The organism is Paenisporosarcina sp. (assembly GCF_049671445.1).
Taxonomy (GTDB): Bacteria; Bacillota; Bacilli; order Bacillales_A; family Planococcaceae; genus Paenisporosarcina.
In genome coordinates this window covers 1-13,288 of record NZ_JBATUX010000091.1, presented here as the reverse complement: position 1 = coordinate 13,288, position 13,288 = coordinate 1, and the positions used below count along the sequence as shown (strand labels likewise).

Genomic DNA, 13,288 nt, shown 5'->3' with positions numbered 1-13,288 from the left:
ATTATGAAAACGATTCAAAAGATTTTAGTTGCTAACCGCGGAGAAATTGCAATTCGTATTTTCCGTGCTTGTACCGAATTAAACCTACCTACCGTATCAATTTACTCAAGAGAAGATAGTGGTTCATTCCATCGATACAAAGCAGATGAATCGTATTTAGTGGGGGATGGGAAGAAACCAATAGATGCATATCTAGACATTGAAGGAATTTTGACTATTGCTAAAAATAGTGGAGCAAATGCGATCCACCCAGGATACGGATTTCTTTCTGAAAACGCGGATTTTGCAAGACGCTGTGAAGAAGAAGGAATCATATTCATCGGACCTACTTCTGAGCATTTAAACATGTTCGGCGATAAAGTGAAAGCTCGAACACAAGCTATATTAGCTGGTATACCAGTTATACCTGGTAGTGATGGACCTGTTCAAACAGTAGAAGAAGTGAAAGCTTTTGGCGAGACGAATGGCTATCCTTTAATGGTTAAAGCTTCTTCAGGCGGCGGTGGACGTGGGATGCGAGTTGTTCCCACTGCAGCGGATGTAGAATCAGCATTTGAGCGCGCTAGTTCAGAAGCGAAAGCTGCATTTGGATCAGAAGAATTATACGTTGAAAAACTGGTTGAAAAACCTAAACATATCGAAGTTCAAATTTTAGGAGATAAGCATGGTAATTTGGTTCATCTGTATGAACGTGATTGCTCAATTCAACGCAGACATCAGAAAGTAGTTGAAATTGCTCCTTCTAACTCAATTTCAAAGGATTTGCGAAATCGTATATGCGATGCAGCGGTCCAATTAATGAACAATGTGAAATACATAAACGCAGGAACAGTTGAATTCTTGGTATCTGGCGATGAGTTCTTTTTCATCGAAGTAAATCCACGTATTCAAGTAGAACATACGATTACGGAAATGATTACGGGAATTGATATCGTTCATACTCAAATTCATATTGCTGATGGTTCAGCTTTGCATGAAGAAGAAATTGGCATGCCAGCTCAAAAAGACATTCCATTATTTGGCTTCGCTATACAGTCTCGTGTAACAACGGAAGATCCATTAAATCAATTCATGCCCGACACTGGGAAATTGATGGTCTATCGCTCTGGCGGGGGCTTTGGTGTCCGTCTAGACGCAGGTAATGGGTTCCAAGGTGCTGTCATTTCTCCTTACTACGATTCATTGTTAGTCAAAGTATCAACTTGGGGTAAAACGTTTAAAGAAGCAGCTGCAAAAATGGATCGTAATTTACAAGAATTCCGAATTCGCGGGATTAAAACTAATATTCCTTTCTTAGAAAATGTAGTCAAACATCATAATTTTATTACGGGAAATTTCAATACAAGCTTTATTGATTCAACACCAGAATTATTTCTGTTCCCAACTCGGAAAGACCGTGGGACTAAATTATTAAATTATATTGGAAACGTAACAGTCAATGGATTCCCTGGAATCGAAAAAGCTTCAAAGCCTGTTTTCGCTATTCCAAGAAAACCACAAATTGATTTGTTGGTTCCACCAATTTCTGGTACAAAACAAATTTTAAATGAGCGTGGAGCAGAAGGACTTGTTAAGTGGATTCACGAACAAAAAGATGTGTTGATAACAGATACTACTTTCCGTGATGCACATCAGTCACTTTTGGCGACTCGCGTTCGATCAAATGATATGTATGAAATTGCAGAGCAGTCAGCGAGAGCTATGCATAATGCTTTTTCTTTTGAAATGTGGGGAGGAGCAACATTTGATGTTGCTTACCGCTTCTTGAAAGAAAATCCGTGGGATCGATTACTTAATCTGCGTGAAATGATTCCTAATGTCTTACTGCAAATGCTCGTTCGTGGAGCTAATGCTGTTGGATATAAAAACTATCCAGACAATGTTATTCGCGAATTTATCCAACAGTCAGCAGAAGCAGGTATCGATGTATTCCGCATCTTTGATAGCTTGAACTGGATTAAAGGAATGGAAGTTGCAATCGATTCTGCTCGTCAATCTGGTAAAATCGCAGAAGCAGCTATTTGTTATACTGGCGATATTTTAGATGATACTCGCGCTAAATATACGGTTGCCTACTATAAAGAAATGGCCAAAGAGTTAGAATCAGCCGGAGCTCATATTTTAGCGATTAAAGACATGGCTGGCTTATTAAAACCAGAAGCAGCATATCGTTTAATCTCAGAGTTAAAGGAAACGGTATCCCTTCCTATTCATTTACACACGCACGATACGAGTGGTAATGGTATTTACTTATATGCAAGAGCGATTGATGCTGGTGTTGACATCGTAGATACCGCTCTTGGTACAATGGCAGGATTAACATCTCAACCAAGTGCGAATTCCCTATCGTATGCCTTAAAGGGCAGTAAACGTGAAGTTCGTACAGATATTAAAGCTCTCGAACAACTATCTCAATATTGGGAAGATGTACGTAAATATTATAAAGAATTCGAATCTGGCATGATGAGTCCTCATACAGAAATTTATGTGCATGAAATGCCTGGTGGACAATACTCGAACTTGCAACAACAAGCGAAATCAGTCGGACTAGGTGCTCGTTTTGAAGAAGTAAAAGAAATGTACTCAAATGTTAATATTATGTTTGGTGATGTAGTAAAAGTTACTCCTTCATCCAAAGTAGTAGGGGATATGGCTCTCTTTATGGTCCAAAATGATTTAACTGAAGAAACGGTGTTAACACGAGGAAAAACGGTTGATTTCCCTGATTCAGTTATTGAGTTTTTCCAAGGGTATATTGGACAACCGTATGGTGGCTTCCCAGAAGAAATACAAAAAGTAATATTAAAAGATCGTCAAGCCATTACGGTACGTCCAGGCGAATTGTTGGAACCTGTTGATTTTGAACAATTAAGAGAAGAACTTTTCCACAAACTTAGTCGTCCAGTCAGCAGTCACGAAACACTAGCGTACGCGTTGTATCCAAAAGTGTTTGATGAATATTCAATCATGGAGAAAAAATTTGGTGATGTATCGGTTCTTGATACACCGACTTTCTTATACGGAATGCGTTTAGGGGAAGAAATAGAAGTAGAGATCGAAAAAGGTAAAACATTAATTATCAAAATGGTATCCATAAGTGAACCACATTCAGACGGCAATCGTGTGATTTATTTTGAATTGAATGGGCAACCACGAGAAGTAATTATTCAAGATATGACGGTTGAATCAGACATTACACAAAAGCAGAAAGCAGATGTCTCGAACCCAAATCATATTGGTGCAACAATGCCAGGAACTGTGTTAAAAGTCGTTATTGCAAACGGTAGTCGAGTAAAACGCGGAGATCATTTACTAATTACGGAAGCAATGAAGATGGAAACAACAGTTCAGGCTCCATATAATGGAGTGGTTAAAGAAATCCATGTGGTAGCTGGAACTGCAATAGCAACTGGTGATTTATTAATAGAAATGGAAAAAGAATAAAATAAAAAGGGGCAGTCCAAAAGTCATTAAAATGGCTTTTAAGGACTGCCCCTTTATACATTAATTCAACTTTCGGAGAAAAGGAGATTAAAGGCTGATGCAGAAACTGTTATGCCAATTGACTTTAGTCACTTCGCTCTTTCTTTATCGATTATCGTACTTAGATGGAACATCCCACACGCCATGAGAAATGAATTCAAATAAAGTCAATATGATATGGTGTTTTGGATTTGGGTTCACAAAGAAGAGGTACATCTTTACTAATAAGGCCTGCAGGGATGCAATTTCGGAAGCCTGGCACTTTCTTTAAGTTGTTCTCTTCTTTTTTTGTTGTCTATAATCAATTCATGTTAGGTTGATATTCCGCAAAACAGCTAAGCTTTCCGCGGGTTTGCCCCGAACTAACTAGAACTATGAGTTCGAGTGGATTTCGACATTTTCCCGCTGGAGTCTACGCTGTTACTCCATATTTCACATTATGAAGAAATAGAATGCTTTTGACCGAGAAATTAGGAGGGTGTTGGATAGTTGTTGAGTTTCCTAGTCATGTAGGTAAACTTTGTTCCTGCGGTTACTCGTCGCAACTTGTAAAAAGTAATTATACAACCTTAAAATGAGTTAGGGATTGTAGCATTAGCCCATAATCTTTTGGAAGTAGTGGGTACTACTTTCTTGAGAAATATGGTAAAACTTAAAAACAGGTGGAGGAAAACGAGTCGTTTTCCTCCACCTGTTTTTATTTAGGGACTTATTACCAAGTCCATTTATTTTTGTGTTTTTTTAGATCGGCTTCGTGAAAGCAACAAAATCATATAACACAATAAGCCGAATAATAAGGATATCAATAGAGAATGAACTAACGCGAAGTATAAATTAAGTTTGGTTAATACTACTAGCATACCTGCGATAACTTGAAGAGATACGATAACAAAAGCAGTTATCCAACCAAAGTATAAAACTCGTTGGTCTTTATACTGTTTAACTGCATGCCAAGCTATAAATGCGATCCAAATAAAAATTAATGCTGCTGCAGTGCGATGTCCCATTTGAACCCATTCATAGAGGTTAGAAGGTAACGCGAATTTATCATTGTTACACAATGGCCAATCTGCACAAATTAAACCAGAATCTGTATGTCTAACGAGAGCGCCTGTATATACAACAATGTAAGAGTATAAGGTCACACCAACTGTATGCCATTTTAACTTAGAACCTATTTTCAATTTATCAGCGTCAAATTTTCGATCGACTTCAAATATAAGAAGTGTTAACAATAATACGGAAGCAAATGATAGTAAGGAGATTCCAAAGTGAAGTGCTAATATAAAATCACCTTGTCCCCACAATACTTGTGCAGCTCCTATTAAAGCTTGGAGAATTAAGAAAAACATAGCCATTACAGCTAAAAATTTCGTTTCGCGGATATGACCGATCACTTTCCATGACCAAACCGATAATATTAATATAAGAAAACCTACAGATCCAGTTACGACCCGATGAGAAAATTCAATTAACACTTCTGGAGTAATTTCATCTGGAATTAATTGTCCATTACACCCTGGCCAATGCCTACCACAACCCATGCCACTTTCTGTTTTGGTGACAAGTGCACCACCAAGGAGAATGAGTAACATGCCGATTGTTGCAGCAACAGCAAACCATTTTAAGTATTTACTTTGTTGCATGAATGACACCTACTTTGTATATACTGATCGCGAAAAACGCGATAACCTGCATGTTTGATAATAGCTAAGAAACGGCGAAAATACAATGTCTAGCCTACAATCTAAATGTATATGAATAGCCTTTTCACAAATTGTTCATAAAAAATTCTTTTTCCATTCACAAAACTTTTACCAAAATGCTTTAGTATAGAGATGTTGTGTATCGTTGACAAGAAACCGCTTAATGCTTTTTATCGAATTTCTAGTTATATATAGAATTAACATCAGTTTTTCGATATAGTAAAGGTAGCGGAATATGCTTACAACTTTGAAAGGGGGAGTTTCATGTCAAACGGTAGAGCGATTACTGCAAGTTCAGATGTGAATCCTGTAACAACATCATTTGTTAAGGACTTTCTTGCTTTAATCAAGATTGGAATCGTAAACTCAAATATGGTAACTACGTTTACTGGATTGTGGTTAGCTTTCCAATTTTCAAATCGTCACTTTTTAGACGAACTAGACTTAATGTTCTATACATTATTTGGTGCAGCATTGATTATTGCTGGTTCAGGAGCAATGAACAACTTCATCGATCGTGATATTGACCCAGTTATGTCAAGAACTAAATCAAGACCAACTGTGACGGGCAGATTTAAACCTACTGCCGTATTGTCCGTTTCTCTATCTTTTTTAGTTGTTGGTGAGATTTTGTTATTTATGGCATCGGTTTCCGCTGGAGTATGGGGCTTAGCTGGTATTATCAGTTATGTCGTTTTATACACCATGTGGTCAAAAAGAAAGCATGTAAGCAATACAATTGTTGGTAGTATTTCTGGAGCAATTCCACCAGTCATTGGTTGGGCTGCTGTTGAACCAGCACTTGGATGGGGAGCACTTTCACTATTTCTCATCATGTTTGCATGGCAACCACCACATTTTTACGCACTTGCTATGAAACGTACGGAAGAATATCGAGCAGCAGGCATTCCCATGTTGCCGGTAGTTAAAGGATTTGCTCATACAAAGCGCTCAATGCTTTTATGGATTTTAGTTCTTTTCCCACTCCCATTCCTACTCATGCAACTTGGAATTTGGTTCCTCGTTCTAGCAACTGTATTGAATTTAGGTTGGCTCGCACTTGCTTTAAAAGGCTTTAAAGCGGAAGATGATTTAAAATGGGCAAAAGGTATGTTTATTTATTCTTTAAATTACATGACCATTATGTTTGTTTCGATGATTATTTTCTCGATTTTTAGCTAACTTTGGGATTCTTTCTTTGAATGTAGAATTCATATAGAATAGAACCAGACCGCTTTAAACTTGAATACTCAAACGAAAGAGGGGGTTGATTAAGCTATGATAAAAGGGATCAAAAAATGGCGTCTTTTTTCACTTGTGACTGCTCTAATGGTCTTTTTATCTGGATGTGGTGGTCGAGAGCACTTATCGACACTAACACCAGCAGGACAAGTTGGTAGAGATCAATTAAATTTAATGGTACTTTCAACAGGAATCATGGTACTAGTAATTGTTGTAGTTTTAGTTGTTTATCTTCTTACAATCATTAAGTTCCGTCGTTCTAAAGTGGGCGAAGATGTGATTCCAAAGCAAGTTGAAGGAAATCACACACTAGAACTTATTTGGACAATCATTCCAATTATTTTACTTTTAATTTTGGCTGTTCCAACTGTAATTGCTACATACAACTTAGCGGATGTAAGTGGAATGGATAAAAAGGATGCAGAAGGTAATGCGACAGCAGTTACCGTTAACGTTACAGCAAACCTATACTGGTGGGAATTCGAGTATCCAGATTTAGGAATCGTTACTGCTCAAGAACTAGTAGTACCAACTCAAGAAAAAGTTTACTTTAACCTGAAAGCTGCTGATGTAAAGCACTCATTCTGGATACCTGCTGCAGGTGGTAAATTAGATACGAATGTTGATAACCTAAACAAATTCTATTTAACATTCGACAACCCATCTGAAAGTCTTGAAGATGGCGTGTTCTATGGTAAGTGTGCGGAACTATGTGGTCCTTCACACGCACTAATGGACTTTAAAGTGAAATCTTTAGACCGTGAAGACTTTGATAAATGGGCTGCAGATATGAAAGCTACTAAAGAAGAAACACCTGAATCTGATGTAGCTCAACAAGGTCAGGATCTCTTTGCTAACAAAAGCTGTATCGGATGTCATGCTGTTTCAGGTGCCGGCACATCAGGTGCTCAAGGTCCAAGCTTAGCGACTTTCGGCGATCGAAATCGTGTCGCGGGTTACTTGGATAAAACAGATAAAAACGTTAAGGCATGGATTAATGATCCTGAAAAACATAAACCAGGTAACATAATGCCTCAACCAGAAGATATAAATAATGGCAAGAAATTTACAGATCAAGAGCTCACAGCTCTGACAGAATACTTAATGGGACTATCTGTAGAAGAATAATCTTCTAGAGAATGACAAGAGGAGGTTAAAGTTGTGAGTTCAATCGCACAGAAAAAAGGCTTTGGAGCCGTTCTTTGGGACTATTTAACAACAGTCGACCATAAGAAGATTGCCATCCTTTACCTCGTAACCGGCGGATTTTTCTTCATCGTTGGTGGTATCGAGGCTATGCTTATCCGTATCCAACTTGCAAAACCTGATAATGATTTTGTAAGTGCAGGATTATATAATGAAATTATCACCATGCATGGTACAACCATGATATTCCTGGCCGCCATGCCACTTTTATTCGCATTTATGAATGCCGTAGTGCCACTTCAAATTGGTGCACGTGACGTAGCTTTCCCATTCTTAAACTCTTTAGGTTTCTGGATGTTCTTCTTTGGAGGAATCTTCTTGAACTTATCTTGGTTTATGGGCGGAGCACCTGACGCTGGTTGGACATCTTATGCGTCATTATCTATCGCATCTCCAGGTCATGGTATTGATTTTTATGCACTAGGATTACAAATTTCAGGTGGTGGTACGTTAATTGCCGGAATTAACTTCTTAGTTACAATTATCAATATGCGTGCTCCAGGTATGACTTATATGCGTATGCCATTATTTACATGGTCTACGTTTGTAGCATCTGCTCTAATTTTATTCGCTTTCCCTCCATTGACAGTGGGATTATTCTTTATGATCTTTGACCGTATGTTTGGTGGGAATTTCTTTGACCATACTATGGGTGGTAACTCAGTAATCTGGGAGCATTTATTCTGGATTTTCGGACATCCTGAAGTATACATTTTAATCTTACCTGCATTTGGTATTTTCTCTGAAATATTTGCGACATTCTCTCGTAAGCGCTTGTTTGGTTACTCGGCAATGGTCTTTGCGACTGTATTAATCGGTTTCTTAGGTTTCATGGTTTGGGCTCACCATATGTTTACAACAGGAATGGGGCCAACTGCTAACGCAATCTTTGCTGTAGCTACAATGGCAATCGCTGTACCAACAGGAGTTAAAATCTTTAACTGGTTATTAACAATGTGGGGCGGAAGTATTAAATTCACAACAGCTATGCTATATGCTGTTGCATTCATTCCTATGTTCGTTGCGGGTGGTGTAACGGGTGTCATGCAAGCGTCAGCGCCACTTGATTACCAATTACATGATTCTTACTTCATCGTTGCTCACTTCCATTACGTAATTGTTGGTGGAACAGTGTTAGGATTATTAGCTGGTTTGCATTTCTACTGGCCATTAATGTTTAACACGATGTTAGACGAAACGTTAGGTAAAATAACTTTCTGGTTATTCCTATTTGGATTCAACTTAACATTCTTTATTCAACATTTCCTAGGGTTACTTGGTATGCCACGTCGTGTATTCACGTATGGTGAGGATCAAGGTTGGGATTTATTTAACTTAATTAGTTCTATTGGTGCCATCTTCATGGCGTTAGCCGTAACAATATTAGTAGTAAACATTGTGAAAACAATTATGCAAAATAAAGCTGTAGGTCGCGATCCTTGGGGAGATGGTCGAACACTTGAATGGGCTATTCCTCAACCAGTTCCTTTCTATAACTTTAAACAAACACCACTTGTTCGTGGTCTTGATGCATTCTGGATTGAAAAACAAGAAGGCAATAAAGAAGGTATGACATATGCAGAGCCAATTGGTGATATTCATATGCCAAACAATTCTATTATTCCTTTAGTCATGTCATTTGGTCTTTTCGTGGGAGCATTTGGAGCTTTGTATAACGGAGAACAACCATGGGCAGTACCGGTATTAATCTTAGGATTACTGATTACATTTGCTTCTATGGCGACTCGTTCGTTGAAAGATGATCTTGGATACCACATTCACAAAGAAGATTTAATGGATACAAAAGGGGGTAAACACTAATGGACTTGAATACTAAGTACACCCCACAATCTTGGCCGCAACATTCAGAAAGCTCGACACTTGAAGGGAAAAACAAATTCGTAGGTTTTTGGCTTTTCCTTGGTGGTGAGACAGTTTTATTTGCTACTTTGTTTGCTACTTACTTAGCTCTTAAGAACAAAGGACCAGAAGGTATGGAGTTCACTACTCAAGAACTGTATCAGTTACCACTAGTATTTATCATGACAATGTTACTTTTAACTTCTTCATTAACAAGTGTTTATGCCATGTACCATATGAAAAACTATAATTTTAAATCGATGCAAGCTTGGTTGATGATTACTGTTCTCCTTGGAGCTGCATTCCTTGGATTTGAAATTTATGAGTTTTACCATTATGTACATGAAGGATTCACTTATAATCAAAGTGCATTTAGTTCAGCGTTCTTTACACTAGTTGGAACACACGGACTACACGTATTAATTGGTCTTGGTTGGTTTATCCTATTAATGCTTCGCAATTCAAAACGCGGTTTAAATCTTTATAATGCACCTAAATTCTATGTTGCTTCACTATACTGGCACTTTATTGACGTCGTGTGGGTATTCATCTTCACGGTAGTTTATTTGATGGGAGTTGTGGGTTAATATGGCACACGATGTACAAAATCAAATGAGAACACAAACTGAGTTTGAATATAGCCGTCGCCGTTCTGCAAACGAAATGCGTGGCCAAGTGACAACATTTGCGATAATGATTTTTTTAACATTAATCTCATTTACAGCTGTGTATGCTGGTTTTTCTGCAAACTTAGTCGTACCAATCATTTTGTTATTAGCAGTAATACAAGTTATTATGCAATTGTATTACTTCATGCATATGAGCCACAAAGGCCATGAAAATGCGAAGTTGTTTTTATTCAGTGGTGTAGTTGTAGCTTTCATTACTGTATTAGCATTTTTAACTGTCGTTTGGTGGTAAAGTAAGATGCAAAAAGAGCTAGGGAATTAATTTTTCCTAGCTCTTTTTCTTATGGTCTTATAATGTTCATAGTTCGTTCATTGATGTTATGAAGGATGAGATTTATAATAGAACTACTGAAGAAAAAAGGAGCGATATTCGATGCCTTTAAATATATTTGGATTTGAAGCTTTATGGAGTCCAGTTTTTATAATTTCAACATTAGTTGTCATAGCTATTTATTTTTTCATTACGATAAAAAAGCGGCATCTGTTTGAAGGGAACCAGCCCTTAAGTAAAAAGGAAGCTAGCGCATTTGTAATTGGAATGGTCTTATTGTATATCGTTAAAGGTTCTCCAGCAGATCTATTAGGACATATATTATTCTCTGTCCATATGGCTCAAATGGCATTACTGTTAATGCTGGTGCCACCATTATTAATAGCAGGGATTCCAGTTTGGATTTGGAAACCAATCGTTGAAAATAAGTTTGTGCAACCTTCATTTCGTTTCTTTACAAAACCATTATTAGCATTAATTGTTTTTAGTGGACTGTTTTCGATCTACCATATCCCTCTCATTTTTGATGTAATCAAACAAAACGAATTCTATCACAGTTTATTTACTCTCATTCTTTTCTTATCATCCATGTTTTTATGGTGGCCGATTATGAATAAATTACAAGGTGAGCATCAAGTTCATGGGCTAAGTAAAATTGGTTATATTATTGGCAGTGCGATTCTAATTACACCTGCATGTGCATTAATCATTTTTGCGGATCAACCGATGTATGCAACCTATACCAATGGAGATGCATGGTTAAAAGCAATGGAATTATGTGTACCGGCATCCACATTGTCAGGTTTGACATTATCAGGTCCTGAACTATTTACAAATATGCCTCCAGTGGATGATCAACAACTTGGTGGAGTGATAATGAAGATTATCCAAGAAATTATTTACGGTGTTCTCTTGGCCATGGTTTTCTTCCAGTGGTATAAATCCGAACAAGAAAATGCAGAAGAGATTACAAATAATGCGTTATTAGAGCGTCAAGCATATGCAGCAAACAAATAATCAACTTTCTTTAGTAGATGAGTGTTAGGAGAAAAAAAGATGAGTTCACTATTATTATCCTCAATAAGCACGTTCTTTATCGTCTTAAGTGCAGTACTAGTTGCAATTGGCTGGGCATTAGTTAAAAACAAAAAAATTGAAGCTCACAAAAAAACGATGTTTGCTGCGGCTATTTCAGCATTAACATTCTTTATTATTTACGTTTCACGAACGTTATTCATTGGGAACACTGCTTTTGGTGGACCTGATGAATACAAAATCTATTACACTATTTTCTTGGTTTTTCATATCATACTAGCTACAACAGGGGCAGTATTTGGAATTGTAACGATATTGGCTGGTTATAAAAATAATCTAGTACGACATCGTAAAATTGGGCCAGTCACAAGCATCATTTGGTTCTTTACAGCAATTACAGGAGTAATGGTATATTTATTGCTGTACATTATCTATCAAGGTGGAGAAACGACTTCCGTGTTCAAAGCCATATTAGGATTTTAAATAACGGTTTTGTTAAACTAAATAGTTGTATATTGTACATTTGCGCTCGCAGCAAATGTACTTTTTTTGGTCTATAATACATTATAATTTTTTTATAGATTCCATTAAATTGTGTTTGTATTTAGTCATAAAATATGACTAAGGATTCTCCCTTTTATATTTAGTGGAAGGTTGATTTCCATTCAGGCGGACGCTTTCTGCGGGCATGGCCTCAGCCTTCTCGACGATCAAAATGTTGTGCAAAAAAAATGCACAATTGTTCTCTGAGGGGTCTTCAGCTCATGCACCTGCCGTTTCGCTTTCGGTGACGAAAACATCTGCTATTCCCTCTGTAATCGCCGTCTTCCACTCCAATCAACCATAGTTTCATCATGTGCAAAAGTTGAATATTATACCTGTTTACAATATTCGAATGTAGGCACAGATAAAATGCTCATGTGTCTTCACTTACTTTAAATTAGGGGATAATTGGATATACTCATATTCTTTCTTGCGGTATAAAAGGCACGTTAAATGCCTTTGTATGTTTTATATATCAGAAACCATTATTAGCAAAAATAAATAAAGCAGAAAGAGGTCGAAATTGCATCTTCAACCGACCATCTAGCTAAAGAAACTTTCTAATCATTAGTTAACCAAAATAAAGTTATTGTGTACGTCCAGGTTGCAAGGGAGCGAAGGATGCACACCCGTCGTAGGATAATCTAACATAAAGAGGATGGGCGAGTGACGCAGTCACAAGCCCATCCTCTTTATTTTCTAGATTATTGAGCAGCAGGTAAAGCGTTCTAAGCGAACTGGAAACCTGCATGTTCATAATGTAAAATCAAGATTTTGAATTGAAATACTTACAAACATTGAATTTCACTAAAATGTTTTAACATTATAAGCTCTGTTAATCTACACTGTAGTTTATTGTACATGTGCGATAGTGGCACGTACCGCTTGAAAGAAACAATTTAATATCAACACCATTCTTTAACCATACATTATATAAAAAGTGCCATTCACCAGTGTAAACTCAGTGAATGGCGCTTTTTATAATTTGAAATTAGTTTTAATAATGCCAGCCTCTTTCGCTGTAGTGAAAATAATGACGACGAATGGTCCTATTATTAAACCTAAGAAGCCAAATATTTGTAAACCGATAAACATGGCAATTAATGTTGCTAGAGGCGATAAGCCGATTTGTGAGCCCATTAGTTTTGGTTCCACTGAGCGCCTAATAACAAGTAACACAAGTGCTAGTATTGCTAGTTTAGTGCCTAAAGCAATGTCTCCGGTAGCAAATTGGTATATTGACCATGGCCCAA

The 13,288-nt window shown here is 37.3% G+C and carries 10 protein-coding genes; 8 read left to right on the top strand and 2 right to left on the bottom strand.

Going from position 1 to position 13,288, the window contains the following annotated elements:
- Positions 1-3 precede the first annotated feature (3 nt).
- Complete coding sequence (pyc, locus tag WBG45_RS11585; RefSeq protein ID WP_424414718.1) at positions 4-3,444, top strand: pyruvate carboxylase; 3,441 nt, start codon at positions 4-6, stop codon at positions 3,442-3,444.
- A 764-nt stretch (positions 3,445-4,208) separates the two neighbouring features.
- On the opposite strand, the gene WBG45_RS11580 is transcribed toward pyc, so the two are convergent.
- On the bottom strand, positions 4,209-5,129 hold the full coding sequence (locus WBG45_RS11580) for a COX15/CtaA family protein (RefSeq protein ID WP_424414716.1): 921 nt from the start codon (positions 5,127-5,129) through the stop codon (positions 4,209-4,211).
- A gap of 324 nt (positions 5,130-5,453) precedes the next feature.
- Between WBG45_RS11580 and cyoE the strand changes: the two genes are divergently transcribed.
- From cyoE to WBG45_RS11545, 7 genes are all read left to right on the top strand, one after another.
- Complete coding sequence (gene cyoE, locus WBG45_RS11575; protein ID WP_424414714.1) at positions 5,454-6,371, top strand: heme o synthase; 918 nt, start codon at positions 5,454-5,456, stop codon at positions 6,369-6,371.
- Positions 6,372-6,467: 96 nt separating this feature from the next.
- Positions 6,468-7,559, top strand: a complete 1,092-nt coding sequence (gene coxB / locus WBG45_RS11570; RefSeq protein WP_424414712.1) for a cytochrome c oxidase subunit II — start codon at positions 6,468-6,470, stop codon at positions 7,557-7,559.
- 33 nt (positions 7,560-7,592) lie between these two features.
- Entirely contained in the window at positions 7,593-9,458 is a 1,866-nt protein-coding gene (gene ctaD, locus WBG45_RS11565) for a cytochrome c oxidase subunit I (RefSeq protein WP_424414710.1), read from the top strand.
- Entirely contained in the window at positions 9,458-10,084 is a 627-nt protein-coding gene (locus tag WBG45_RS11560) for a cytochrome (ubi)quinol oxidase subunit III (RefSeq protein WP_424414708.1), read from the top strand. The genes ctaD and WBG45_RS11560 overlap by 1 nt, the downstream gene beginning before the upstream one ends.
- A 1-nt stretch (position 10,085) precedes the next feature.
- Complete coding sequence (gene ctaF, locus WBG45_RS11555; protein WP_424414707.1) at positions 10,086-10,418, top strand: cytochrome c oxidase subunit IVB; 333 nt, start codon at positions 10,086-10,088, stop codon at positions 10,416-10,418.
- A gap of 141 nt (positions 10,419-10,559) precedes the next feature.
- Complete coding sequence (gene ctaG / locus WBG45_RS11550) at positions 10,560-11,474, top strand: cytochrome c oxidase assembly factor CtaG (RefSeq protein ID WP_424414705.1); 915 nt, start codon at positions 10,560-10,562, stop codon at positions 11,472-11,474.
- 39 nt (positions 11,475-11,513) lie between these two features.
- Entirely contained in the window at positions 11,514-11,975 is a 462-nt protein-coding gene (locus WBG45_RS11545; RefSeq protein ID WP_424414703.1) for a DUF420 domain-containing protein, read from the top strand.
- A gap of 1,038 nt (positions 11,976-13,013) precedes the next feature.
- Here the strand turns inward: WBG45_RS11545 and WBG45_RS11540 are convergent.
- Positions 13,014-13,288: AI-2E family transporter (locus WBG45_RS11540; RefSeq protein ID WP_424414701.1), on the bottom strand; the 275-nt coding region annotated here is incomplete at its 5' end.